Source organism: Mycobacterium malmoense, assembly GCF_019645855.1.
Taxonomy (GTDB): domain Bacteria; phylum Actinomycetota; class Actinomycetes; order Mycobacteriales; family Mycobacteriaceae; genus Mycobacterium; species Mycobacterium malmoense.
Map to the genome: position 1 here is coordinate 325,242 of NZ_CP080999.1, position 24,761 is coordinate 350,002.

At 66.4% G+C, this 24,761-nt stretch carries 24 protein-coding genes; 19 read left to right on the forward strand and 5 right to left on the reverse strand.

All coding sequences use genetic code 11. The features are described from left to right. Positions 1–130 precede the first annotated feature (130 nt). Positions 131–1,021, reverse strand: a complete 891-nt coding sequence (locus K3U93_RS01520) for an alpha/beta hydrolase (RefSeq protein WP_083012455.1) — start codon at positions 1,019–1,021, stop codon at positions 131–133. Positions 1,022–1,131: 110 nt separating this feature from the next. Here K3U93_RS01520 and K3U93_RS01525 point away from each other — a divergent pair, with 110 nt between their 5' ends. The 3 genes from K3U93_RS01525 to K3U93_RS01535 are packed head-to-tail and all read left to right on the forward strand — an operon-like array spanning position 1,132 to position 4,356. Then, a complete protein-coding gene (locus K3U93_RS01525; RefSeq protein ID WP_083012457.1) occupies positions 1,132–2,232 on the forward strand; it encodes an NAD(P)H-dependent amine dehydrogenase family protein in 1,101 nt (366 codons plus the stop codon). Between the two features lie 24 nt (positions 2,233–2,256). Beyond that, positions 2,257–3,006 carry a glucose 1-dehydrogenase gene (locus K3U93_RS01530; protein ID WP_071512591.1) on the forward strand — a complete coding sequence of 250 codons (750 nt, stop codon included), beginning with the start codon at positions 2,257–2,259 and terminating at the stop codon, positions 3,004–3,006. Between the two features lie 12 nt (positions 3,007–3,018). After that, positions 3,019–4,356, forward strand: a complete 1,338-nt coding sequence (locus tag K3U93_RS01535) for an FAD-binding oxidoreductase (protein ID WP_083012496.1) — start codon at positions 3,019–3,021, stop codon at positions 4,354–4,356. Between the two features lie 78 nt (positions 4,357–4,434). On the opposite strand, the gene K3U93_RS01540 is transcribed toward K3U93_RS01535, so the two are convergent. From K3U93_RS01540 to K3U93_RS01550, 3 genes are read right to left on the reverse strand one after another with little or no spacing between them, the layout of a single operon-like run. Then, entirely contained in the window at positions 4,435–4,974 is a 540-nt protein-coding gene (locus tag K3U93_RS01540) for a TetR/AcrR family transcriptional regulator (RefSeq protein ID WP_071512590.1), read from the reverse strand. After that, positions 4,971–5,813 carry a thioesterase family protein gene (locus K3U93_RS01545; protein WP_071512589.1) on the reverse strand — a complete coding sequence of 281 codons (843 nt, stop codon included), beginning with the start codon at positions 5,811–5,813 and terminating at the stop codon, positions 4,971–4,973. Before K3U93_RS01545 ends, K3U93_RS01540 begins: the two co-directional genes overlap by 4 nt. A 17-nt stretch (positions 5,814–5,830) precedes the next feature. After that, positions 5,831–6,655, reverse strand: a complete 825-nt coding sequence (locus K3U93_RS01550) for an SMP-30/gluconolactonase/LRE family protein (protein WP_083012460.1) — start codon at positions 6,653–6,655, stop codon at positions 5,831–5,833. Positions 6,656–6,814: 159 nt separating this feature from the next. Here K3U93_RS01550 and K3U93_RS01555 point away from each other — a divergent pair, with 159 nt between their 5' ends. From K3U93_RS01555 to K3U93_RS01585, 7 genes are all read left to right on the forward strand, one after another. Then, on the forward strand, positions 6,815–7,714 hold the full coding sequence (locus tag K3U93_RS01555) for an acyl-CoA thioesterase (RefSeq protein ID WP_083012499.1): 900 nt from the start codon (positions 6,815–6,817) through the stop codon (positions 7,712–7,714). Positions 7,715–7,718: 4 nt separating this feature from the next. Then, positions 7,719–8,639, forward strand: a complete 921-nt coding sequence (locus K3U93_RS01560; protein ID WP_083012462.1) for an LLM class F420-dependent oxidoreductase — start codon at positions 7,719–7,721, stop codon at positions 8,637–8,639. Then, positions 8,640–9,815: an acyl-CoA dehydrogenase family protein gene (locus tag K3U93_RS01565; protein ID WP_083012464.1), complete on the forward strand. Its 1,176-nt coding sequence runs from the start codon at positions 8,640–8,642 to the stop codon at positions 9,813–9,815. 256 nt (positions 9,816–10,071) lie between these two features. After that, positions 10,072–11,436, forward strand: a complete 1,365-nt coding sequence (locus K3U93_RS01570) for a hypothetical protein (RefSeq protein WP_220688571.1) — start codon at positions 10,072–10,074, stop codon at positions 11,434–11,436. Between the two features lie 379 nt (positions 11,437–11,815). Beyond that, complete coding sequence (locus K3U93_RS01575; protein WP_071512584.1) at positions 11,816–12,400, forward strand: type IV toxin-antitoxin system AbiEi family antitoxin domain-containing protein; 585 nt, start codon at positions 11,816–11,818, stop codon at positions 12,398–12,400. Continuing rightward, entirely contained in the window at positions 12,397–13,293 is an 897-nt protein-coding gene (locus K3U93_RS01580; protein WP_230981559.1) for a nucleotidyl transferase AbiEii/AbiGii toxin family protein, read from the forward strand. Before K3U93_RS01575 ends, K3U93_RS01580 begins: the two co-directional genes overlap by 4 nt. Before the next feature lie 730 nt (positions 13,294–14,023). Next, a complete protein-coding gene (locus K3U93_RS01585; RefSeq protein WP_139797198.1) occupies positions 14,024–15,190 on the forward strand; it encodes a hypothetical protein in 1,167 nt (388 codons plus the stop codon). Positions 15,191–15,578: 388 nt separating this feature from the next. Here K3U93_RS01585 and K3U93_RS01590 read toward each other — a convergent pair whose 3' ends face one another. Then, positions 15,579–16,256, reverse strand: a complete 678-nt coding sequence (locus K3U93_RS01590; RefSeq protein ID WP_083012504.1) for a DUF427 domain-containing protein — start codon at positions 16,254–16,256, stop codon at positions 15,579–15,581. A 233-nt stretch (positions 16,257–16,489) separates the two neighbouring features. Here K3U93_RS01590 and K3U93_RS01595 point away from each other — a divergent pair, with 233 nt between their 5' ends. The 9 genes from K3U93_RS01595 to K3U93_RS01635 all read left to right on the forward strand — a co-directional run bounded on the left by K3U93_RS01595 (position 16,490) and on the right by K3U93_RS01635 (position 24,724). Beyond that, positions 16,490–17,074 (forward strand): DUF732 domain-containing protein, encoded by a 585-nt coding sequence (locus K3U93_RS01595; RefSeq protein ID WP_083012471.1) that lies wholly within the window; start codon positions 16,490–16,492, stop codon positions 17,072–17,074. A gap of 188 nt (positions 17,075–17,262) precedes the next feature. Beyond that, positions 17,263–18,444 (forward strand): CaiB/BaiF CoA transferase family protein, encoded by a 1,182-nt coding sequence (locus K3U93_RS01600; protein WP_083012473.1) that lies wholly within the window; start codon positions 17,263–17,265, stop codon positions 18,442–18,444. A 189-nt stretch (positions 18,445–18,633) separates the two neighbouring features. Next, positions 18,634–19,179, forward strand: a complete 546-nt coding sequence (locus K3U93_RS01605) for a hypothetical protein (RefSeq protein ID WP_083012508.1) — start codon at positions 18,634–18,636, stop codon at positions 19,177–19,179. A gap of 3 nt (positions 19,180–19,182) precedes the next feature. Further along, positions 19,183–19,887 carry an NIPSNAP family protein gene (locus K3U93_RS01610; RefSeq protein WP_083012475.1) on the forward strand — a complete coding sequence of 235 codons (705 nt, stop codon included), beginning with the start codon at positions 19,183–19,185 and terminating at the stop codon, positions 19,885–19,887. Further along, a complete protein-coding gene (locus K3U93_RS01615) occupies positions 19,884–21,095 on the forward strand; it encodes a cytochrome P450 (RefSeq protein WP_083012478.1) in 1,212 nt (403 codons plus the stop codon). The genes K3U93_RS01610 and K3U93_RS01615 overlap by 4 nt, the downstream gene beginning before the upstream one ends. A gap of 1 nt (position 21,096) precedes the next feature. Further along, positions 21,097–22,065 carry a zinc-binding dehydrogenase gene (locus K3U93_RS01620; RefSeq protein WP_083012480.1) on the forward strand — a complete coding sequence of 323 codons (969 nt, stop codon included), beginning with the start codon at positions 21,097–21,099 and terminating at the stop codon, positions 22,063–22,065. A gap of 8 nt (positions 22,066–22,073) precedes the next feature. Next, the gene (locus tag K3U93_RS01625) at positions 22,074–22,862 is read left to right on the forward strand and encodes an HpcH/HpaI aldolase family protein (RefSeq protein WP_083012511.1); all 789 of its coding nucleotides are present in this window, start codon (positions 22,074–22,076) and stop codon (positions 22,860–22,862) included. Next, positions 22,859–23,587 (forward strand): SDR family NAD(P)-dependent oxidoreductase, encoded by a 729-nt coding sequence (locus K3U93_RS01630; protein WP_083012483.1) that lies wholly within the window; start codon positions 22,859–22,861, stop codon positions 23,585–23,587. Before K3U93_RS01625 ends, K3U93_RS01630 begins: the two co-directional genes overlap by 4 nt. Before the next feature lie 192 nt (positions 23,588–23,779). Further along, positions 23,780–24,724: an alpha/beta hydrolase gene (locus tag K3U93_RS01635; RefSeq protein ID WP_083012486.1), complete on the forward strand. Its 945-nt coding sequence runs from the start codon at positions 23,780–23,782 to the stop codon at positions 24,722–24,724. Positions 24,725–24,761: the final 37 nt, after the last annotated feature.

Below are 24,761 nucleotides of genomic sequence, written 5' to 3' on the forward strand. Positions count from 1 at the left end.
CATGGGCCGGGACCCCGTCCCGGCCCAAACGGGACTTACCCGCGACCGCGGGTATTAGGTATTGACAGAGGGTAGAACCGTGCCGCCGGGAAATTTGGCGTTTCGCGCAAGTTTGTGCGGGGTCAAACGCTCACGCGCTTTTCAGGTGCCTGTCGAGGAAAGCGAGTTGGTCGGCGACGACCCGCTCGAACGCGTCATCGACATAGATCGCGAAATGCCCGTCGGGATACATCCTGACTTCACCGCGCGGGGCCTTGGCCGCATAGCGCAGCGTCGGCGCCGCGGGGGCCACCGAGTCGGTTTCGCAGACGCAAAACAGGATGGGGCAGCCGATCTTCGCGGCGAGGCGGCCCGGGCGATAGGTGATGGCCTTCAACCCGATTCGGGCGGCGACTTCGTTGGGCACGGTTTGGCCCTCGGGCATCAGCCTCATGTAGCCCGGGTACACGTCGGGCGCATTCATCAGGGCGACCTCGCCTGGCTTGCCCGCCGTGGCGACCATCACCGCCGGTTTGCCCAGCCGGGCCGCGACGACGTCACGCACCGCCCGCGCGGTGACGCGTGCGATGGCCGACGGGTTCAGCATGCGCGCGGAGGCGACGCCGTCGGTAAACGGGCATTGGGCCACGGCGGCGGCGATGCCCGGGAGCCGGGCCGCCGTGGCGATCACGTGCCCGCCGCCAAAAGACGTGCCCCACAAGCCGATCCGGTTTCGGTCGATGCCGTTCAGGGTGCGGGCGTAGGCTACCGCCGCGGCCCAGTCGGCAAGCTGCATGCCGATGTCGAGCAGTTGCCGCGGCCGCCCTTCGCTGTCACCGAAGTTGCGGTAGTCGAACACCAGGCAGGCGTAGCCGGCCGCGCTGAACCGCTCGGCGTAGGCGTCCAGCCGCATGGTGCGCACCGCGCCCAGGCCGTGGGCCATCACCAGCAGCGGCGCGGGATCGTTGCCCGCGGGACGGTAGAGCCACGCGCTGATGCGGTCGTCGCCCGAGGTGAATTGGACATCCGCGCGTTGTGCCATAAGCGATTCCATTCTGTCCGCGCCGACCCGGGTCGGGCCCGGTAGGCGCCTTGAGAGTCATGGACTAGTGTCTAGAAAGTTTTTAGTGCGTTCAAGGGACGGAGACTCTCATGGCGATCCGCGTCGCGCACATCGGCACCGGAAATGTCGGAAGGCTCGCCCTGGCCGAGCTCATCACCAATCCAGCGTTCGAACTGACCGGAGTATGTGTGTCGTCGCCGGAGAAGGTGGGCAAGGACGCCGGAGCGCTGTGCGGCGTCGGCCTGGACGTCCCGACCGTCACCGGCATCGCGGCCGTCAACGACCTGGACGCCGTCCTGGCCACCGGACCCGAATGCGTCGTCTACTGCGCCATGGGCGACACCCGCCTGCCCGACGCGATGGCCGACGTCATGCGCATCCTGGCCGCCGGAATCAACGTCGTCGGGTCGTCGCCGGGGCTGCTGCAATACCCGTGGGGTGTCATGCCCGACAAGTACATCGCCCGCGTGGAAGACGCCGCCCGGCAAGGTAATTCGAGCATCTTCATCAGCGGCGTCGACCCCGGATTCGCCAACGACCTGATCCCGTTCGCGCTCGCGGGGACCTGCCAGCGCATCGAGAGTGTGCGGTGCATGGAGATCCACGATTACGCGAGCTACGACGGCGCGGAGGTCATGCACTACATGGGGTTCGGCCGGCCGCTGGACGAGGTGCCGATGCTGCTGCAGCCCGGCGTGCTCGGCATCGCCTGGGGCACGGCGATCCGCCAGCTGGCGGCCGGCCTAGGCGTCGAGGTCGACGAGATCACCGAGTCCTATCAGCGCGAGCCGGCGCCGGAAGACTTTGACATCGCGGTGGGGCACGTCGCGAAGGGAACGCTGGCCGCGCTGCAATTCGAGATCCGCGGCATGGTGCACGGCCGCCCCGCCGTCGTCATCGAGCACATCACCCGGTTGCGGCCCGACCTGCGACCCGACTGGCAGCAACCCGCTGCCGGCGGCGGCTCGTATCGCGTCGAGATCACCGGCGAGCCGTCCTACGCCGTGGACATCGTGCCGAGCAGCCGCAAGGGCGACCACAACCATGCCGCGATCGCCGGCGCGGCGGGGCGCATCGTCAACGCCATCCCGGCGGTGATCGCCGCACCGCCCGGCATCCGGACCACGCTCGACCTGCCGCTGGTCACCGGAAAAGGGCTTTACGCGCCAAGCGATCTGGTGGCCACCTAAACCAATAGATAAGGAGCTCCTCCGATGGGACATGTAGGACGGGTAGAGGGCAAAGTTGCACTCATCAGTGGTGGCGCCCGCGGGATGGGGGCTTCGCACGCTCGCCTGCTCGTGGAGGAAGGCGCCAAGGTAGTGATCGGCGACATCCTCGACGAGGAGGGCAAGGCGCTCGCCGACGAGATCGGGGACGCCGTGCGCTACGTCCACCTCGACGTCACCCAGCCCGACCAGTGGGACGCCGCGGTCGCGACGGCGACCGGCGAATTCGGCAAGCTCGACGTGCTGGTCAACAACGCCGGCATCGTGGCCCTCGGGCAACTGAAGAATTTCGATCTGACCAAGTGGCAGAAGGTGATTGACGTCAACCTGACTGGCACCTTCCTGGGCATGCGGGTGGCCGTCGAGCCGATGACCGCGGCCGGTGGCGGTTCGATCATCAACGTGTCGTCGATCGAGGGGCTGCGCGGCGCGCCGATGGTGCACCCCTACGTTGCGTCGAAGTGGGCGGTGCGCGGCCTGGCCAAGTCGGCGGCATTGGAGTTGGCGCCGTTGAACATTCGGGTGAACTCGATCCACCCCGGCTTCATCCGTACCCCGATGACCGCCAAGCTGCCCGAGGACATGGTCACCATCCCGCTGGGCCGCCCGGCCGAGCCGAGGGAGGTGTCGACGTTCGTGGTGTTCCTCGCCAGCGACGAGTCGTCGTATGCGACCGGCAGCGAGTTCGTGATGGATGGCGGGCTGGTAACCGACGTGCCGCACAAGGAGTTCTAGCGCCACGTGAGCGTGCTGGCGGGCCTGGCGACCGCGGTCGGATCGAACCATGTCGTTACCGACCCCGACATACTCGCCGGCTGCAGCGTCGACCATACCGGCCGCTATCGCGGCCGGGCCAGCGCCCTGGTGCGGCCGGGCTCGGCCGAGCAGGTCGCCGAGGTGCTGCGGGTGTGCCGCGACGCCGGCGCGCACGTGACGGTGCAGGGCGGCCGCACCTCGCTGGTGGCCGGCACCGTTCCCGAGCACGACGACGTGCTGCTGTCCACCGAGAGGCTTTGCGCGGTAAGCGATGTCGACACCGTCGAACGCCGCATTGGGGCCGGGGCCGGGGTCACGCTGGCCGCGGTCCAAAGGGCCGCGGCCGCAGCGGGTTTGGTGTTCGGCGTGGACCTGGCGGCCCGGGACACCGCGACCGTCGGCGGCATGGCCTCGACGAACGCCGGCGGCCTGCGCACGGTGCGCTACGGCAACATGGGCGACCAAGTCGTCGGCCTGCAGGTAGCGCTGCCCGACGGTTCGCTGATGCGCCGGCACAGCCTGGTGCGCCGCGACAACACCGGCTACGACCTGCCGGCGCTGTTCGTCGGCGCCGAGGGCACCCTCGGCGTCATCACCGCGCTGGACCTGCGGCTGCACCCCACGCCGTCGCATCGGGTGACGGCGGTCTGCGGGTTCGCCGAGCTGGAGGCGCTGGTCGACGCCGCCCGGACCTTTCGGGACGTGGACGGGATCGCGGCGCTGGAGCTGATCGACGGCCGGGCCGCCGCGCTGACCGCCGAGCATCTCGGGGTGGGCGCACCGGTGTCAGGCGACTGGCTGCTGCTGGTGGAGCTGGCCGCCGACCACGACCAGACCGATCGGCTCGCCGACCTGCTTGATGGCGCGCGGCTGCGCGGCGAACCGGCGGTCGGGGTGGATGCCGTTGCGCAGCAACGGTTGTGGCGCGTCCGCGAATCCCTGGCCGAGGTGCTCGGCGTGTACGGGCCGCCGCTGAAGTTCGACGCGTCGTTGCCCCTGTCGGCGATCGGCGGCTTCGCTCGCGACGCGGTCGCCTTGATCCACGCGCACGTCCCCGATGCGCTGCCGCTATTGTTCGGTCACGTCGGCGAGGGCAACCTGCACCTGAACGTGCTGCGCTGCCCGGTCGAGCGGGAAGCGCGGTTGTACGAGCCGATGATGGATCTCATCGCGCGGTGCGGCGGCAACGTCAGCTCCGAACATGGCGTCGGCAGCCGCAAGCGCGCCTACCTGGGCATGTCGCGGGAGGCCGCCGACATCGCCACCATGCGGGCGGTCAAGGCGGCCCTCGACCCCACCGGCTACCTCAACGCGGCGGTGCTGTTCTGATCGCCTCTGCTGCGAAACTGTATTCCGCGACGGGTCTTCTCGGGAAATAGGTAGCGGAATACAGTTTCGCGGCAGAGGTTAGCCGTTGCCCTTGATCCCGACGGCGTGGCGCAGCTGCGCCAGGAATTGGTCGGCGTCGTCGCTACGCACGATGTAGTGCGAGATCGCGATCCTGATCACCGTCGCCGCCTTCACCGCGCCATTCGGTCCGGGCAGGAGCCGCTGCAGTCCCTCCCGCATCTGCGGGATGACACGGGAGACCTGGGCGATCACGTGCTCGGGCTCGACGTCGACCATGCGCACGCCGGAGTACGAATGCTGGTAGTCGACGATGAAGCGCAGCGCGGCGTCGAGCTTGTCGACGCCCTTCAGCCCCGACGTTGCCTTGGCCAGGCCGCTTTCGAACACCTGGCGTTCGTAGCCCGAGAATGCCGACAGCAGCTCCTCTTTCGAGGCAAACCAGCGGTAGAGTGTCGGGCGCGAGACCCCGGCCTGGGCCGCGACGTCCGACAGGCTGAGCTTGGTCTTGCCGTTGCGGCCGAGCACCTCGGCGGTCGCCGCGAGGATCCGCCGACGCGTCGAGGTGTCGGTATCTGTCGCCGGGAACGGCTGGCTCATGTCTCTATTTTCGCCCCACCCGAGGTTCGCCCGGGCCGCGGGCGTACCAGCACGGACTGCTGGATGGCGCCGACCGCGCCGTGCTCGTCGAACAGCGTGCCCACCGTCGTCCCGATGCCGTCGGGACCATAGTTGGTTTCCGCGCGAATGCCGACCCAGTCCCCGTCGGGGATCCGGAACATGTGCACGGCCAGATCGGTGTTGAGGAACGTCCACCTGGTGATGTCCAGTTTGCTGCCGATGCCGTTGGCGCAGTCGGCCACCGCGAACAGTCGTTCCAACTGGGTCATGGTCTCGCCCTTGACGAGGTCGACGGTCGGTGTGATCCAGGACTCTCCCGGACCGTCGTTCAGCGGCGCGGTGAGCCATCGCCAATCCAGGCTGTGCACGTAGTTGCGGTCCCAGTCCTTCGCGAGGTCGCGGCTTCGTGCCTCGGTCAGCGGCCCGGGCAGGGGCGCCGCCGCGTGGGCCAGCGCCGCGGTGTCGAGCTTGTGCAGGCGCCATCCGCTGGCGCGGGCGACGGGCCGGGGCAGACCGTCGGGGCCAAGCCCCAGCATCTCGGCGCCGACCAGCTCGATCTGTTTGCCGCCGCGTTCCAGCCGCGAGCGAACCCACAGTTCGCCCTCGGCCGGCACCGGGCCCAACAGATCGACGACGACCCGGCTCAGCCGGGTGTCGTCGCGCCGGTCGCATCGCTCCAGGGCCCGAACCAGCAGCGCCGACACCGGCGCGGCGTGCTGTATCGCGGCCGACCAGGTGCTGCGCACCAGATCGGTCGCCCTGAACTTCTCGCCCAACGGGTCGGTGTCGTCGATCAGCTCGTAATAGCAGTCGGTCACTCGGGCACCTCTCGATGTCAGGGCAGGCCCGCGCCGGGAGTGGCAACCGTGACGGTGTCCAGCCGGGAGAGCCGGGTACCTATCAGGCGCTGAGGGTATGCGTCGACGCTCGACAGCAGAAACAGCGTACGGCGCTGCGGGCCGCCGAGTGCGCAGGCGATGGCGACCCGCTCGCCCATGTCGATGCGGTCGGTCACGACGCCGCCCTCGATGATCCGCTCGAACTGGTGAGCCAGCGTCATCGCTGCCCACACTCCGCCCTCGGCGTCGAGCGCGAGGCCGTCGGGCGGCCCGTCGAGGCCGTCGGCGAAAACCCGGCGGTCACCCAGCGCGCCTTTGTCGCCGTCGTCGCCGATGGTGAACGCGCTCAGCCGCCGGCCGGTCGATTCGGCGACGATCAGCGTTCGGTCCGGCGTGATCACCATTCCGTTGGGGAAGTCGAGGTCTTCGGCGACGACGGTGGCGCTGTCGTCGGGATCGAGGCGGACGATCGCGCCACCCGAGAATGCCTGGCATCCGATGTAGGCGCGCCCCGCGTCGTCGACGACCATGTCGCCGAGGTTGGCCGGCGCCAGGTCGGTGAGATCGGCGATGGTGACGACGGTTTCGCCGTCGTAGCGCAACACCTGCCGGTCCTCGGTCGACGCGATCAGCAGTGACCCGTCGGGACGAAACCCCAGGCCCGACGGGCGGTGCCCGGGCAGCGGCAGTGTGGTCAACGAGCCGCGCATGTCCACGGTGTGCACGGCCTCACCGAGCATGTCGGAGAACCACAGCAGGCCCTCGAACCAGCGCGGGCCCTCGCCGAAGCAGAATCCGTTGGCGAGCGGCTTGGGGATCATCCGCCGATGCCTTTACAAAACACCGCAAAAGTGTCACGCACCGCGGGTGCCGGTGTCAATCTCGCCCGGCACGCGCGGCAGCCCGCCGGCGAGCTTTACAAGTCCTACGCGAAGTGTCACGCTGAGCCGTGAGCTGCTACTGCGAGAGGCGGGGTGGGTTTGACGAAAATCTCCGAGGATTCTGACCGGGCCCAATGGTCGGTGCAGGGCCTGCTGGACCTGTTCGAGGTGCGGCCCGACGGGCCCGACCGGTTCACCGGCGACACCGCCGGTGACGTCGGGGCCGGCCAGGACGAGCGGCAGGTGGTGGAAGGCACCCAGGTGGTCGCGCAGGCGATTGTCGCTGTGGCGCAACGGTTCCCGGACAAGTCGGTGCGTTCGGCGCACGCGGTGTTCTCCCGCGCCGTGGCCGTCGGCCCTCCGGTGGAGCTCATCCTCGACGTGGTGCATGAGGGCCGGTCGACGGCCACCGCGATCGTCGCCGTGCACCAGAACGGCCGGCGGTGCCTGAGCGTGACGGTGCTGGCCGATGTCCCGACGGGCGACGTCATCCGCCACCACCTGCCGCGGCCCCAGGTGGCCGCCCCCGCCGCCGCCCACACGTCCGAGATGCCGATGACCGGGCGAGAACTGCGGCTCGTCGACGTCGTCGACGTCAACAGCCCCGACGAGGTCGGGCCGCCGGAGTTGTACGCGTGGCTGCGCTACGACCCCATCCCGACGCGTGACGACCTGGCCAAGGCGCTGGTTGCGTACTTCACCGGGCACCTGGGGATTTCCACCACCATGCGTGCGCACCCGGGCATCGGCACCAGCCAGGCGCACCTGACCGTGTCCACCGCGCCGATGAGCATCTCGGTCGCCTTCCACGAACCGGTGCGCTGGACCGGTTGGCTGCTCTACACCCACGAGAGCACCCAGGTCGGCGCGGGGATGTCGTACGTTCGCGGCACCGTGCACACCGAGGAGGGCGAGCTGCTGGCGTCGTTCGCCCAGGAGGCCCTGATCCGTCCCCTGCGCACCAGCGACACGGCGATCGACGCCCGATCACGGTTCTAAGGCCATGCGCTTCACCATCACCCATCCGATGCACACCCATCACTACAACCCAGAGTTGTTGAACGGGAACAGCATTGTGGCGGTGGCGGCGGCCGCCGAGTCGGCCGGGTTTCACGGGTTCGGCTTCACCGATCATCCCGCCCCGTCGCAGCGCTGGCTGGAGGCGGGCGGTCACGATGCGTTAGATCCTTTTGTCGCACTGGGTTTCGCCGCGGCCCGAACGACGACGCTGCGCCTGATTCCCAACATCGTGGTGCTGCCGTATCGAAACCCGTTCGTGGTGGCCAAGTCCGGCGCGACGCTGGACCTGCTTTCGGGTGGCCGATTCACGCTGGCGGTCGGCGTGGGTTATTTGAAGCGGGAGTTCGCGGCGCTGGGTGTGAACTACGACGAGCGCACCGAGCTGTTCGAGGAAGCGCTACAGGTGATTCGTGCCGTGTGGACCGGCGATGACATCTCCTTTGAGGGAAGGCATTTCACCGCGCGGGGGATCACCGCCCACCCCCGCCCGATCAGCCGGCCGCATCCGCCGATCTGGATCGGCGGCAACACGGCGGCGGCCCGCCAGCGCGTGGCCCAGTACGGCGACGGCTGGTGCCCGTTTCCCGCGCCCGCGCGGCTGGCCCAGACGGCGGGCACCGCGACCATCGACTCGCTGGACCGGTTGGCCGCCGGTATCGACGATCTACGGCGTCGATGCGATGCGGCAGGCAGGGACTTCTCCGCGATCGATATCACCTTCACCAACTTCGACGGCGGCAGCCCCGCGAACGACGAGTTCAACGCCGACGCTTACCTTTCGGGCCTGGAAAAGCTGGCGGCGCTCGGGGTGACGTGGGTGCAGGTCGGCCTGCCCGGCGACAGCATGGCGCATGCGCTGGAGAGCATCGACCGTTTCCGGACGCTTGTCATCGACGCGGTCTGAATGGACTTTTCGCGGGTCGCACTTTCGGCCGAGGACAAGGCTTTTCAGGAGCAGACGCGGGCGTTGTTGGGGGTGCTGGTCACCGACGAAGTGCGGCGGCGTGATCGGGAGTCCGGCGAAAACTTCGACGAGCACGTGCATCTGGCGCTGGGTGAAGCGGGATACCTGGCCGGGGATTGGAAGTTGGAGTCCGAAGGTGGGTTCAGCCCGGTGCGTCGGCGGATCTTCGAGCTGGAGATCAGCCGCGCCCACACGCCCTGGTACCACTGGGGCACCACGTCCGTCGTCGCGCGGCTTGTGCAGCAATTCGGCGCGCCGGAGCTCAGTGGACGGGTGTTGCCGGGAGTCCTGTCGGGCAAGATCCGGCTGTGTCTGGGCTACACCGAGCCCGAGGGCGGTTCCGATGTCGCCACCTGCAAGACGCGGGCGGTGCGTGATGCCTCGGGTGCCTGGATCATCAACGGCTCCAAGATGTTTACCTCGAACGCGCAGAACGCCCAGTATGCTTTCCTGCTGACCAACACCGACCCGCAGGGGCCCAAGCACAAGAACCTGACCATGTTTTTGGTGCCGCTCGATTCACCCGGCATCGAGATCCAGGGCATCCACACGGTGGATGGCGACCGCACCAACATCGTCTATTACAGCGATGTCCGCGTCGACGACCTCTACCGGATCGGCGAGGTCAACGGCGGCTGGACGGTGATGCGCTCGGCGCTCGATTCCGAGCATGGCGTCGTCGATACGGAAGACCATGGCTTGCAAAATATTGCGGCGATGTCGGGCCACGGGCTGCTGATGGCCGAGGCGGTGGACACGGTCGCGGCGCTCGCGTCGGGGGCGGAGTCCAATGGACGGCGTCTGGTGGATGACGGGTCGGTCAAGTACCGGTTGGGGCGCAGCGTCGCCCGGATGGAGGCGGCGCTGTCCACGCCCGGGATGTTCGGCCGCGTCGCGATCGCGCAGACGATGCGCGACATCTCACCGGACTTGATGGATGTGTTGGGGGCCGCGTCGGCGTTGCCGACCGATGCCCAGGGTTCCGTTGACGACGGCGCGACCGAGTACCTTTTCCGGCTGGCGCTCCCCACCGGGATTTACGGCGGGACCCTGGAGGTTTTCCGCAACATGATCGCCCAGCATGCGCTGGGGCTGGGACGCCCTCGCCGGTCATAGGTGGTATCGCTCAGAGTATGGCAAACATACGGCTAGCGTCGCCTCAGGGTAGTTGCGCTCTGAACTAAAATTCGGGGGGGGGGGTAACTCCAGGACTTCTAAAATCTCTACAAACATTGGTTTCTTTATCTCGAATAGTTTGCGAGATTCGATGTCTGCGAGGCGAACTTAAGTAACTTCATCAGAACTCGCCCGAAACTCAGCTTGCTCTCAGCTACCTTCTGACCATCCTTATCCGAATGTCCGATCGAAGGAGATGGTCGTGGAACTTACAGCCCGCCCCACTGTCACCGCTGGAGTCGCCCTGGCCAGCGCCGCTGTCCTCGCCGCAGGCCCCATGGCCCAGCGTCTACCCGAGCTTCGCCTGGCCCAGCACTTGCCCCAGGTCAGCGTCTCCGACATCAACCTCACCGACGCCGCCGAAGGCATGGTTGACCTGTTCGCCGGCGTGGAAAACGAACTCGTATCACTCGCCAACAACGGAGTGGCCTCGGCCGAGGTGCCCGCCGCTGGCCTAGCCGATGTCATCAGCGCTGCCGGGCTGCCGCTACCGCTGCAAACCTGGATCGACACGTTCGAGACCGCGGGCGCCAACCTGCAGTACATTTTCGACGAGTGGAGCAAGATTCCGTTCCCGGTCGCGCAACAGCTCGTCGCAAACTGGTTGCAGTACGCGAGTATCTACGTTGGGTCATTCCAAAATGCCGCGAACGGTGCCGTGGGTTTCTTTACCGGGACGCAGTCCTTTGACTTTTGGCCGATCGCCGACGCGGCTTTTGGTCAGCTTATGTCGGGCGATATCTCGGGCGCATTCGACACCATGCATCCGGCGCTGTTTTTTTGGCCACTTATATCCATCTTGGCGCCGCTCGAAAAGACTTTAACCATCCCCATCGACATCACCGACAATCTCTACAAAGCAACCGACTATATGCTCACCACCGGTGTAACCCAGCTTGGTAACTATCTCTTCTCTGACATGCCTGGGCAAGCATGGAACGCGCTGGGTAACAGTCTTCAAGCTGTCTACGATTCGTGGACCGCGGGGGATGCGGTGGCCGCGCTGTCCAACCTGGTCAATACGCCCGGCGCGATGACCAATGGCCTCCTCAACGGATTGACAGGAAGCTATGGCTTGCTCAGCAGCCCGGCCTCTGGGAGCCGCTATGGCTTGCTTTATGTTCTGGCAACCACGCTCGCCCCGACTCTGGCGAAGGAGATCGTCGCTCCTAACGCACAAAACGTTGAGGAGGGCGGGAGTATCAGCGTCGCAATCCAGGACTTCTTGCACCAACTGATCAATGGCTGGCCTTCACTGCAGACCATCGTCGGCAACCTAGCGAATCTTTGGGACACCTATGGTGGCGTAGGGTCGGCGGCCGCCACAATGGCGGCGGCGTTGAGCCCGGCTGATCTCTCGACTGGCGCCGGCGTGATGGCCGGTGCGGCGGTCGAGCTGCCCAGTCTGCTGCAGGGCTTCGACCCGGCCGCGGTGACCGATATCGCCGGTTCGCTTGGACCGTCGTTGGCGACCGACCTCGGGGGAGCGCTGGGAACGACGGCGACAACGCTGGCCACCGACTTCTCCACGATCGCGCTCGACATTCTCTCGGCATTGTGAGCCCTCGGGAGGCCAGCCGGCACGGTAGCTGACCGGGTCTGCAAACAACTGTCCTCTTCAACGGTGAGCGGTGAAAGCGCAGGACGAAGGGCACCGATTGTTTGATTGATGTGTGCGATATGTCCTGGTATACCACTCGGCGATGCCACGTCGCCTGCACCAAATAGCAAGCTGCAGAAGGGTTCTCAACGCAGCAGTGCAAGCGCAGGGCTGCCCCGTGTCGTGATCCGATACGTCCTGCGGTTCTGGCGAGCCCGCAGCGGTGACGCGGCTCAAAATGGTCGACGCTTAAAACATGCGTGAACTGCGCGTAGGAAATCCTCTACACTAGAGCGATTGGTGTTGAGGTTTACCTACGCACACGTGAGGAGATCGCGTCGTGGATGAGCAGTATCCGGACATCCTTGCGGCCCTGCCCGACACCTTCAGATTCTCTGAGGCGTTGCAGCACATCAACGAGCGCCAGCTCCGCCAGTTGATCGCCGATCGCGAGGTCACCCCGCTGGCGCGCGGGCTATACCGCAAAAGCGGTTGGCGCGGCGACGAAGACCTCACCGAAATTGCGGCCAAATCGCCACACGCCACTATCGCGCTGCAATCGGCACTGGCCCGCCATGACCTCATCGACGACATCCCCGCCGTCATCGACCTCGCCATCCCTCGTGGATCGTGGACTCCCGAGATGACCATGCCTATCCGCTGGCATCACTTCAGTCTCGAGACTTTCGAGATTGGCCGCGATTCATTTGATACCGGAGCGGGCCGCCGCATCGGCATCTACTCGGCCGAGCGCAGCATCATCGACGCCTTCCGGCTGCGCCACCTGGTCGGCGGCGAAATCGCCAACCAGGCACTGAAGCGGTGGCTTCGCCAAGGCGGCCAACCCTCGACCCTGCTAGGCATGGCGCGCTCGTTTCCCCGCGCGCAGCGGGCGCTGCACACGGCATTGGAGATCCTGCTGTGAACGCGGTGAGGCGGGGAACCCCCGCTGGAGATGCCTACCTTGACCTGCAGCGTCAGGCACGCGAAACCGGCAGACCCACCAACGAACTCCATCAGCTATATGCGCTGGAGGGATTCCTGGCCAGGCTGGTTGTTAGCCCAGTGCGTGATCAGTTCGTCCTCAAAGGCGGTGTGCTGCTGGCAGCCTTCGGCAATCGCCGTCCGACACGCGATGTCGACCTGTCGGGCCAACGCATCGGCAACGACACCTCGACGATCCTCGAACTGGTCCGTTCCGTTCTTACGGTTACTCTTGCCGACGATGACGGCTTGGCGTTTCGACCAGATTTGGCTAGGGCAGAGATGATCCGGGAAGATGACGACTACTCCGGTGTGCGAGTCAGCACCACAGCAATGCTGGATCGTTCGCGCCTGACATTTCATATTGACGTCAGTGTCGGCGATCCGATCCACCCTGGGCCCACCTATGTATCGGTTCCTCGGTTACGGGGCGGGGAACCAATCGTTGTCGCGGGTTACCCGATGCACATGGTCCTCGCCGAGAAGATCGTCACCGCTGTTCAAAGGGGAACGGCCAACACCCGCTGGCGCGATTTCGGTGATATCTGGATACTGTCGCGTCACCACCCGATCGCCGGGTCAGACCTTCAAAACGCCCTTGTCGCCGTCGCCCAGCACCGCCGCGCCGCCGTCGCACCGCTTCGAGAAGTGCTTGACGGTTATAGCACCATCGGCCAAGGGAAGTGGACAACCTGGCGACAACGAAACAACTGCTCGTGGTTGCCCGAACGTTTTGGTGACGTCCTGGATACGGTCATCACCTTGGCCGACCCTGTGCTTGCCGGCGCCGTCAGCGGACGAACTTGGAAGCCGAACACCATTACGTGGTCGTAAGAAGCCACCGTCACGCGACCGGCCAGCTTTTAGATCGCAGCGCTATGAATGAAAATTGCGTGGACCGTATGGCGGCGTGCTATCAGTCTGATCAGGGCCTCACCGCATCGGTATCAAAGGCCCCGTGGCCGGGCCGGGTCGTTCGCGTTGGACCGCATCAGCCCGAGAGGCCAATTGGACCTTGCCCTGACGCCCCGTCAATATGTGTCGACATGTTGACCCGAAATCCCGTGAGAGCAAGGGTATTCCGGCGCGCCAACTACGCACGGCTCTGTGAGCATACTTACGGCCCCGCTACGAAAGTGGTTGCAGGACTTACGGTCATCGCCTGTGCAGATTCGACCGAAGCCTCCTGCTCGCACCCGAGTCGAAGCAGCAACCGACAGGAAACCCTGAAAATGGCTGCGCCATCCCCGTCTAGCAAGTCGGAATCCCCTAACTGGTAGGCCCGGCGTTGGAGGGGTTTGCCGGTGGTACCGCCTGAGTGTGGCAAATATATGTCAAGCGTCGCCTCAGGGTAGTTGCGCTCAGAACTAAAATTCGGGGGGGGGGTTAACTCCAGGCTATGAAAAGTTCTTCGACCATAGGTTACTTGACTAAATAAAGTTTGCGAAGCATTGTGCTTGCGCCACCAAATTCCACTGTCAGGCCCGAAGCGGCCCGAATCTAGCGTTCCGCTCAGCTACGTTCTGACCATCGTCATCCGAATACCCGATCTAAGGAGATGGTCGTGGAACTTACAGCCCGCCCCCACATCACCGCTGGAGTTGCCCTGGCCGCCGCCAGCGTCATCACCATCGCCCCGGCAACCCACCACGTACCCGACTTTCGGCTGGCACACCAGCTCTCCCACGTGAGCATTTCCGACATCCAGCTCACCGATGCCGCCGGCACCATGATGGACCTGTTCTCTGGCGTGGAGAGCGAACTCGCGTCGCTCGCAAGTGGGTCAGTCGCGGCTGACGTGCCTACGGATATCTTCGCCGGTGTGGTCAATCCGGCCCAGACGTGGATCAACACGTTCGAGACGGCCGGCAGCAACCTGCAGACGTTGTACAACCAGTTCAGCCAATTGCCTTTCCCGACCTTGCAGCAAGTCGGCGCGAACGCAGCGCAATACGGGACAAGCTACGTCTCGGCATTTCAAAAGGCCGCGAACAATGGCGTTAATTATTTCCTCGGTAGCAAAGCGACGGACTTTGTTCCCATTATCGCAAAAGCCTGGACTAGTCTTCTGAAAGGTAACATCAGCACGGCGACGTCCCAGCTCTTGACGGCCTTTTATTCAGATCCGATTATCAATGTGGGGGAACCGCTCGAAGCGATCCTTCGGATCCCGGTCGCCATGTCGCAGAACTTCGCCAACTTCGTCAACTCATTTCTCACCTACGCTCCGCTTTTGGTTGTGAACCCTGCTTTCTCCATCATCGGCGACCCCATAAATGCGGCGGGCGCCAGCCTCCAAGCGGCCTATACGGCGTGGAATGCCGGGGAGACGCTGGGCTCGATCAGCGATCTTGTCGATATGCCCGGCCAGATGGCCAATGCCCTGATCAACACCGCCATATTGAACAGCCGCCAAGGCTTGGCCCCTGAAGCCCTAATTACCCTGCCTAAGCTAATCGCGGGCTCGATGGTCACCTCTGGCGCCCAAAACATCACGGGCGGCGGCAGCCTCTCGGCCGGAATCCAAAGCTTCCTCACCAGTGCGACCAACGGTTGGCCAGCGATGAACACCATTACCACCGGTCTCAACTATGTCGGCGGCCAGTTGACGGTGGCGCTGCAAAACATCCCCTCCGTCCTGGCTGGTCTCCCGGCCCAGCTGGGCGGCGCGCTCGGATCGCTCGCAACCCACCTTGGAAGCCTGGTCTTAGCCATCCTCAAGATGCTCTAGGTCCAGTGGTGGTCCCCGATGCGAGCCGGTGACCGCCAACGGCGATGGCCCCCTTCGCAAGAGGGGGCCATCGTTTATTGGTGTGCTCTCGACTGGGCGCGGAGCCGTCAACGATGACCTGACCCGTGAGCCGGATGACACTCGACCGGGTTTCACCCATGATGCCTTCGTCGTTGCGGGCCAACCGGTGGTGGCGCACAACTCGTCGAGGATCCGGCCCTTGCCGCTCTTATCCGTCCACGCGTACTGGGCCGCAAGCGCCTTCGTCACGGCCTTGCATGGCTCAGCGGTCGTAACTGCGGCGGATGAGCGACAGTTACATGCCGCGAAAGTGTAACTACCGACGGTGGCACTCGGGAAATGCGTTGCCAGTTGCAGTTTCGCGGCCTTAGGAGGGCGGCAGCTCGGCGACGACGTCCACACGAGCGGCATCGAAACTGAAAAACCCTTTGATAGGAAGGCTTTCCGGGGGTGGATCCTCGTAACTCCAGGCGGCGTCGTCGATAACCAGGTCGTCGAGAACAATGGACCAATATGTCGCAAAGCCCTTGTAGTTGCAGTAGCTCGTCGTCTCCGTGCGGCGCAGCGGATCGGTGCGCACGTGTGCGGGATCGACGTAGAGCCGCGGCTCGAGCGCGGTCTCGAAAAGGATCACCGTGTCGTGCGTGTCCACCAGGGTGGTGCCAGAGACCGAGACGCGCAGGTGGCGTCGGGTAGGGCGGCAGTCGACGCGATGGTACGGATTTGGTGGGTAGTGAACGAGTTTTCGGCCTTCCTCCAACCAGGTGTCGACAGCATCCCACGGCACATAGACGAAGCCCGGCGCTTCAGGCTCGGGCTGGGTTGGTAGATCCCCGACCACATCGGCCGGAAAGACGTAGCTCAGTGGCCGACCGCGTCGGTGCACCATCAGCGCCCGCTCGGTGTCGATCACCAAACGCCCGCCCAGGAAGGCTTGCACGCGCCGTGGGTGTGGCTCGATGAAGACAACCTCGGCGGGTACCGGGGGAGAGAACCGCCCGGCCGGATCGGCGCTGAGCGGACCACGTCCCGCCACCAGAGTCATGGTGTCCCTTCCCGCGCACAACACCAGCGAGATCCAACGATACGGCTCAACCAATCCCGTGCAGCCCGGGTCCATAGCCAAACCTCAAAGCGCCCAGTGTCCTTGAGACAACGGTAAGGAAACGCTGCAATCACAAACCTTGACCTATTCGTGTTGTTCCTGTGACCTAAGTCATCCATTGTTACCAAAGTGAAACGATTGCAGTTGCGATCCGTTATAGCGAGGAGCAATGAATGACCGCACCAACGACGTACCGCCCATCGACCCAGCGGACGGTTCATCGCGTCCCAGGGATCCTTCCGCTCGCGGCGCGGGCGAATCTGATCAACGCAGGCTTGGCGGTGCTTCGTCCGCTCGCGGTCATGGGCGGCGTCCTCGTCGCGGGGACAGCCTTGGTGGCCCCCGTGCACGCCGATCCTCCCACCGGATCGATCACCACCGTGTTGAACCATGCGGGTTTTGGTAACGACAGCTCATTGAGCAACGCCCTTGCAGGAGTGGGGCAGTCCATCTGTCCGATGCTGGTGAAGCCGGGCGCGACGTTGGCGTCGATAGCGTCGCAATTGTCGGGGAACACGGGGCTCTCACCGGGAATCGCCGGATTCGTCGCCAGCATGGCGATACAGATGCAATGCCCGGGTTTCATGACATCGCTTGCCAACGGCCAGATGCCATTCCCGTTGCAAGGCTTGGCCGCCAACCCGGGCTTGCCCAGTCCGTTCCGGGCGCCGGGGGCCAGCCCTGTCCCGGCCATGCCCTTCTCGCCGCCGGGCGCCGGCCCCGCAGCGACAAACCCGTTGAAATTGCCGGGCATGTAGCGGCTTGACCGCGGCGGGTGTCCGCCTGCGCGCGGCGACAAAAAGAAGGTGGTGACTCGCCCCAATCCGCTACCGGATGCCTGGGGCCTTGTGAGAATCGCCGGTGACGATTCAACGCAGCCCGCGGGGGACGTCGACCGGCCGACCCGAGAGTAACGGGCAGCAAGAGCGCGGGTAGGAACTGAGCCATGGCAGGACCGGTAGAAGGCATCAAGGTAGTCGAGCTCGGGGTGTGGGTGGCCGGGCCGGCCGTCGGGGGCATCCTGGCTGATTGGGGCGCCGACGTCATCAAGATCGAGCCGCCGGGCGGCGACCCGGGGCGGATGTTCGGCCGGATGCTCGGCTGCGATCTCGGGGTCAACCCGCCGTTCGAAATGGACAACCGGTCCAAGCGCAGCGTCGTCTTGGACCTCACCACCGACGCCGGCCGCGACACCGCGTTCGAATTACTCGCTGACGCAGACGTTTTCGTCACCAACGTGCGCCCGGGCGCGCTGCAACGCCTTGGGCTGGACTACGAGTCGGTGTCGGCCCGCAACGCCCGCCTGGTCTACGGGCTGATCACCGGTTACGGCGACACCGGGCCCGACGCCGACCGCGCCGCCTACGACGTGGCCGCGTTCTGGTCTCGCGCCGGCGTGGCCCACCTGCTTACGCGGCCGGGCGACACGCCGCCGTTCCAGCGCGGCGGCATGGGCGACCACTCGGCCGGCATGACCCTGGTCGCCGCCATCTGCGCGGCGCTGCTCGCCCGCGAACGCACCAGAACGGGCCAGCTGGTGACCACCTCGCTGTACCGGCAGGGCGCCTACACCGTCAGCTTCGACCTCAACACCTATCTGCTCACCGGCCAGCCGATCGCGATCGGGCAACGCGAATCGATGGGCAACCCATGCATGAACAACTACACCGCCGGCGACGGGCGGCGATTCTGGATCGTCGGGCTCGAAGCCGATCGCCACTGGCCCGCGCTGTGTCGCGCCGTGGGTCGCCCCGACTGGCTAACCGATCCCCGCTTCGGCGACGCCCGGGCCCGCGCCGCCAACGCCGTGCCGCTGATCGCCGAGTTGGACGAGATCTTCGCGACCCGCCCGCTCGACGAATGGGCCCAGATCTTCGCGGGCGAACCGGACCTGTTCTGGTCGCCGGTCAACACGCTCGAGGATGTCGTGGCCGACGAGCAGTTCCACGCCGCGGGCGGCTTGGTGGAAGTCCCTCTCGACGTGCCGGACGAAGGAGCCAGCGTCCCGATGGTGGCCACACCGGCGGATTTCCATGGCACTCCGTGGGCGCCGCGTTCTGTCGCACCGGAACTCGGCCAGCACACTCAGGAAGTTCTCGCCGAGCTCGAGGCCCGCCGCAGGTCGTGAACCGCTAGCGGTGCTTTACAAATATCCGTCGAAGTGTCACGCTGTCCGATGAGTCGCATCACCCGATTCGCCGGGCCGGGGCTATCCGGCCGCGGCGCAGCGTGAGGCGGCAGCCCACACGAGAAGCCCACGACGAGCGCTGCAGCTATGCCAACGCACCGAGCCGGTGTGGCGGTGAGGAACGAATCGATGGTCACTCCATACATCAGGCCGAGCAGCCGGATCAACACCGCGCGAGCAACCCGCGCGGACGGCGAGCATCTGCGATACCGACTTGACGTTGTCGCCGGCAGCGCCGCCGACGTCGTGCAATCGGCCGGGGGCTGGCTCTACGACCGGGCGATGGCCGGTTGGGAGGTGACCGTGCTGCTACCCGACAATTGCGACACCCGGTCGCTGAGGATCCTCGGCGCGCGGGCGGCGCGGGCCGGGTTCGACGAAACCAAAACGACAAGCCAGAGCCTGGCGGTCAGCGCCGAGGCGTTCACCGCGGACGCACGCGCACGTGACAGGGTGCTCAAGTCCCTCGACGACCGGTTGACCGAAGTAGCGTTGTGGGGCGACGGGTGGCCGCTGGGAGTCGATCGCGCGATGACCAGGGCCCAACACGTGCTGAGCGCGGCGGCGCGGACATTCAAGGGCCACGCGCTCGCCGCGGCCGGGATCGCTTGCGGCTCAGTCGATCCCACCGAGACACTGCTGTGCGACGCGGCGACCTGTTCGCGGCTCGACTAGCCCATGAAGAAGTACTACGGTCACACACTGCTCTACCTGCACGAGACCATCTCGCTGGGCTCCGGGCGAAGTGACTGCTTCACCGAAATGTTCACCGACACCTACCGACCGATGATGGACGAGCTCGGCGCCCGGCTGTTCGCGATCTGGGAAACCACCCCGTACAACGGTCACTGGCCGCAGGTGACGATCGTCTGGGAGATCGACGGATTCGCCGACTACGCCAAGATCGGGGCAGCCCAGGCGCCCGGCGGCAGCCACCACGCGGCCGCCGGTAAATGGTCGGCGTATCTGGCCGACATCGGCGCCTCGGGGGAGGGCCGCATCATGTACCCCGGGCCCAGAAACAAGACGCTGGCCCAGCTGCGCGAGGCCAATTTCACTGCGCCACTGGTGATTCAGGAGATCATGCAGACCAAGCCGGGACGCCAAGACGACTACATCCGCGAGCTGGAGCGCCTCTACGTCCCGTGGTCGGAGCGCACCGGCAAGCGCTGGCTGGGCTCGTTCACCACCACCTTCCGCTACAACGAAGTCATCCACTACTGGGCGCTGGACGGCGGCTGGGAGTGCTTCGCCAATCACTACCCCTCGTGGAAGGAGAGCCCGCCCGCCGAGATTGTCACCTGGATGAGCGTGGCGCCCGCGCTGCGCGACGGCTGGGAAGACTCGATACTGCAGGCCCTACCGCCCTCGCCGCTGCAGTGAGCTTCTCCTACGACCCGTTCGACCCCCAGGTGATGGCAAACCCCTTGCCGTACTACCGAATCCTGCGCGATCGCCATCCGGTCTACTACATGCCGCAGTGGGACACCTTCGCGCTGTCCCGCTTCGAAGACATCTGGCGGGTCCTGGAAGTCAACGACGGCACATTCGTCGCGTCGGAAGGAACCTTGCCCGCGGCGTCGGTGCTGGCCACGCACAACACCGGGCCGGTAGACGACCCGCCATTGCACCCATTGCCATTTCACGCGGTGTTCGACACCGACCTGTACGGCGAGATCCGGCGCGCGCACTCGGCGCCGCTGCGGCCGAAAGCGGTCGCGGGCCTGGAGAGCCGGATCCGAGCGCTGGCCAACGAACGACTCGATCTGCTGCTGCCGCGCGGCTCGTTCGACCTGACCCAGGACTACGGCGGCATCGTGGTGGCGTCCGTCGTGTGCGAACTCCTCGGCATCCCAACCGATCTCGCTCCGCAGGTACTGGCCGCGGTCAATGCCGGCAGCCTCGCCGAACCCGGCGTCGGCGTGGACACCGCCGAAGCGCGGCCCAACTACATGGAATACCTTGTGCCGGCGGTCGAGCGCCGCCGCGCCGACCCGTCCGGGGAGCCGCTCGGTATCGTCGACGGCCTGCTCGGCTACCGCCTGCCCGACGGTAGCGCGCTGTCCGACGTCGAAGTCGCAACCCAGATGCTGTGCGTCTTCATCGGCGGGACCGAAACGGTGCCCAAGATCGTCGCCCACGGGCTGTGGGAGCTCAGCCAGCGGCCCGGCCAGCTCGCCGCGGTGCGCGCCGACCCGGAGAACACCGTGCCCGTCGCCCGCGAGGAGATGATCCGGTTCTGCGCGCCGGCGCAGTGGTTCGCCCGAACGGCACGCAAGCCCTTCACCATTCACGACGCGACGATCCGGCCCGGCCAGCGCATCATCACGCTGCTGGCGTCGGCCAACCGCGACGAGCGGGAATACCCGGAGCCCGACGAGTTCGTCTGGGACCGGCCCATCCGCCGCTCGCTGGCGTTCGGCCGTGGCCAGCACTTCTGCATCGGCTACCACCTGGCCAGGCTGGAAGTCGCCGTGCTGGTGCGGGAATGGCTTCACCGGGTGCCCCACTACGCGATCCACGGCGAGGCCGCCACCCGGCTGCCGTCCAGCTTCCAGTGGGGATGGAACACGATCCCGGTGGAGGTCTGACGTGTGGTCCTACCGGATCGTCGCCCCGTACCTGTTCGAACGGGCGTCGATCCCCGACAACACACCCGATCGTTTGACCGACGGTCAGGTGCTGCTCCGGTTTTCGGCCGCCGGCGTCTGCGGCAGTGACCTGCCGGCCTTTCGCGGCAACCGCGGCCGGCTTCCCGGCGACGACGGCCGCGGCGCGGCGGAAAAGGACGGCTTCCCGATCCACGAAGTGGCCGGCGAGGTGATCGCCAGCCGGCATCGAAATCACCGACCCGGCGATCGGGTGGTGGGCTGGGCGTCCGGGTTCGACGGCCTGATGGAACGCGTGATCAGCGACGGTGACGGGCTGGCGCCGTACGATCCGGCGCTGACCCCGACACACGCCATCGGCCTGCAGCCGCTGGCGTGTGTGCTCTATGCCTGCGAGCAATTGCCGGACCTGGCCGGCCGGCACGTCGCGATCATCGGCCAGGGCTCGATAGGCCTGCTGTTTTCCTACGTCGCTAAGGCGGCCGGCGCCCGGCGCATCACCGGGGTGGATCCCGTCGACCGCTCAAGTGTCGCAACGGCATTCGGGGTTGACGACGCGGTGCGCGCCACCAGCGACCGGTGGGTGAGCCAACTCGCCCCGGGTGACCGGGCCGATGTCGTCATCGAGGCCGTCGGTCACCAGGTGGCCACCCTGGGCCACGCCATCGAGGCCGCCGCTCCCGGCGGCACCGTCTTCTATTTCGGGGTTGCCGATGACGACGCCTACCCGATTAGTATGCGCCTCATGCTGCGTAACAACCTGACGCTGAAATCCGGTGTGACGCTGGACCGGCGGCGAATGCTGGAACTCGCCGGCAAGTTCGCCGACGAGCATCCCGAGCTGCTCGGCTCCTACCGCACCCACACCTTCGGCGTCCACGATGTTCAAGACGCGTTCGAGCTGGCCTGCCGGCCGGTTCCCGAACGCATCAAGATCGCGATCGCGGAGTGACGGTGACGGTGACGGACAGCAACCTGCGGCGGGCGCTGAACCGGGCGACCCCGGCATGGGGCGGCTGGATCACCGGGCCGACGCTGCTCGGGCCAGAGGAATTCGCGAGGGCCGGTTACGATTACGTGGGCTTCGATGCCCAGCACGGCTACCTCGACGACGCCGAGATCGCCGGCATCCTGCGACGCCTCGAACACGTGCCCATCGGCACCCTGGTGCGGCTGTCCAACGCCGACGCCGCACCGATCGGGCGGGTGGCCGACGCCGGCGCCGACGCCGTCGCCATCGCGATGATCGAGTCGGCGGACCAGGCCGCCGCGGCGGTCGCCGCCACCCGCTACCCGCCGGCGGGTATCCGCAGCTTCGGCCCGCTGCGCGCCAGCCTGGGCCTCGAGCCGGCCGCTCTGGAGTCCCGGGTGAGCGTGTTCGCGATGATCGAGACCGCGGCGGCGCTCTGGGATATCGGGGCAATCTGCGCAGTCGACGGCCTGGCCGGAATCTATATCGGCCCGGCCGATCTGGCCATCTCGATGGGTGTCGACGCCGTCGGCTCGACCAAACACCCGGCGGTCCTGGACGCAATAACGCGAATCCACCGAACAGCCACCGACGCGGGACTGGTCACCGGCATTCACGCCGGAGACGGCAAGACCGGTCAAGCCATGGCGCGGCTGGGATTTCGGATGATCACCCTGGCGGCCGAAGCGCAGGCGCTGTGGCGCGGAGCGGCCGAACACCTACGCGAGGCGACCAGCCGCGGCCCATCCGACGACGAAACCGAGGCTGCGTCATCATGAGTCAACGCGTCGCGCTGGTGACCGGCGCAGCCGGCGGCCAGGGCTGGGCCATCGCCAAACGGCTGCGCGCGGAGGGCTATTCGGTGGCCGCCTGTGACCGGCGAGCCGGCGAACTCGCCGCCGCGACCGGCGAACTGGGTGACGACGACGTGATCGCGGTCGAGCTCGACGTCACCTCACCGGCGCAATGGGACGCCGCCGTCGGGCGGGTCGTCGACCGATTCGGGGCGCTGAGCACGCTGGTCAACAATGCCGGCGTGCTGCACCGGGCGTCGCTGGCCGACGAGACGGCCGAAGCCTTCGAAAAGGCTTGGCGCGTCAACTGTCTGGGAGCCTTCCTCGGCATACGCGCAACGCTGGCCCGGCTGCGGGAGGCCGAACACGCGTCGATCGTCAACATCTGCAGCACGGGAGCGATCCGCCCCTTCCCGCAGCACGGTGCCTACGGGTCGTCGAAGTGGGCGCTTAGGGGCCTGACCCAAACGGCGGCGGCCGAACTCGCCCCGTCCGGCATCCGCGTCAATGCCGTCTTCCCCGGACCGATCGCGACCCCGATGCTCGACGAGGCCACGCAGACACGGCTGGCCGCGGCGTCGATGTTCGGCCGGCTCGGCAGCCCGCGCGAGATCGCCGACGCCGTGGCGTTTCTGGTCTCCGACGAGGCGTCGTTCATCACCGGCTCGGAACTGGTCGTCGACGGTGGGCAATGCCTACAGATCCGATGAAGGCCGGCATCGTCGGCGCCGGCAAGTATGGTCTGCGGCGGCATCTAAGCGGTCTTGCCGACGGCGGCCGCGCGGCGCGCGTAGCTTCTGGGGGATGACCCGTAGATTCAAACCGGCCGATTTCAGTTTCCGAGCGCCATCCGTGTCCGCCGTCGACGAGGACCCGCTGACCGCGCTGGACGGGCAACGCCGATGACGGAATTGGACGGCTTGGATGGTTTTGACCGGCTCGATCCCGCCCTGCGCGCCGTCGCGACGACGCGGACCGATTTTTCGCCGGCCTCGATCCAGCTCATCCGCGAACCGTTCAACCAGCGCCGGCGGGAGGCCGCCGAACAGGTTGACACGCAAGGCATTCGGATCGTCGAGGACAACGCGGCGGACGAATCCGCCGACGTGCCGGTGCGCCTCTATCACGGCGGAGAGTCCCCGGCCCCGGCGGTCGTCTATTGCCACGCCGGCGGGTTCGCGCTGGGAAACCTGGACACCGATCACCGGCAATGCGTAGAACTCGCGCGCCGCGGCCGCTGCACGGTGGTGTCCGTCGACTACCGGCTGGCCCCCGAGCACCCGTATCCGGCCGCCCTCGACGACGCGACCGTCGCGCTGCGCTGGACGGCGGCCCGCGCGGCCGACCTGGGCATCGACCCGGCGCGGCTGGCCGTGGCGGGCAGCAGCGCCGGCGCCACGCTGGCCGCGTGCCTGGCGCACGGTGCCGCCGACGGGTCGCTGCCGGCAATCGCGTTCCAGCTGCTGCACCAGCCGGTGCTCGACGATCGAGAAACCGCGTCGAAGGCGGAATTCTGCACCAGCCCGGCCTTCGACAGCGAGGCGGCGGACCTGATGTGGCGCCACTACCTGGGCCCGGCGACCGGATCGGTGGCTGCCGTCCCGGCGCGGCGAGATCAAGTGGGCGGCCTGCCGCCCGTCCTGATTACCTGCGCGGAGATCGATCCCTTCCGCGACGAGGCGATCGACTACGCGCTACAGCTACTTCGCGCCGGGGTCTCCGCCGAGCTGCACGTGTTTCCACGCACCTGTCACGGATTCGACACGCTGCTGCCCGACTGGTCCGTCTCCCAACGGTTGTTCGCGCTCCAGGGTGAGGCCCTCCGCCGCATCTGGGACGGGGCCTGAGCGGCGCGGGACTTTCGCCTCTACTGCGGACGCCCGA

Coding starts and splice junctions, on each gene's coding strand:
- K3U93_RS01560 (WP_083012462.1), top strand. CDS start 7,719: ATGCGCTTCACCATCACCCATCCGATGCACACCCATCACTACAACCCA.
- K3U93_RS01635 (WP_083012486.1), top strand. CDS start 23,780: ATGACGGAATTGGACGGCTTGGATGGTTTTGACCGGCTCGATCCCGCC.
- K3U93_RS01525 (WP_083012457.1), top strand. CDS start 1,132: ATGGCGATCCGCGTCGCGCACATCGGCACCGGAAATGTCGGAAGGCTC.
- K3U93_RS01565 (WP_083012464.1), top strand. CDS start 8,640: ATGGACTTTTCGCGGGTCGCACTTTCGGCCGAGGACAAGGCTTTTCAG.
- K3U93_RS01595 (WP_083012471.1), top strand. CDS start 16,490: ATGACCGCACCAACGACGTACCGCCCATCGACCCAGCGGACGGTTCAT.
- K3U93_RS01590 (WP_083012504.1), bottom strand. CDS start 16,256: ATGACTCTGGTGGCGGGACGTGGTCCGCTCAGCGCCGATCCGGCCGGG.
- K3U93_RS01540 (WP_071512590.1), bottom strand. CDS start 4,974: ATGAGCCAGCCGTTCCCGGCGACAGATACCGACACCTCGACGCGTCGG.
- K3U93_RS01600 (WP_083012473.1), top strand. CDS start 17,263: ATGGCAGGACCGGTAGAAGGCATCAAGGTAGTCGAGCTCGGGGTGTGG.
- K3U93_RS01610 (WP_083012475.1), top strand. CDS start 19,183: ATGAAGAAGTACTACGGTCACACACTGCTCTACCTGCACGAGACCATC.
- K3U93_RS01570 (WP_220688571.1), top strand. CDS start 10,072: ATGGTCGTGGAACTTACAGCCCGCCCCACTGTCACCGCTGGAGTCGCC.
- K3U93_RS01520 (WP_083012455.1), bottom strand. CDS start 1,021: ATGGCACAACGCGCGGATGTCCAATTCACCTCGGGCGACGACCGCATC.
- K3U93_RS01530 (WP_071512591.1), top strand. CDS start 2,257: ATGGGACATGTAGGACGGGTAGAGGGCAAAGTTGCACTCATCAGTGGT.
- K3U93_RS01550 (WP_083012460.1), bottom strand. CDS start 6,655: ATGATCCCCAAGCCGCTCGCCAACGGATTCTGCTTCGGCGAGGGCCCG.
- K3U93_RS01630 (WP_083012483.1), top strand. CDS start 22,859: ATGAGTCAACGCGTCGCGCTGGTGACCGGCGCAGCCGGCGGCCAGGGC.
- K3U93_RS01605 (WP_083012508.1), top strand. CDS start 18,634: ATGGTCACTCCATACATCAGGCCGAGCAGCCGGATCAACACCGCGCGA.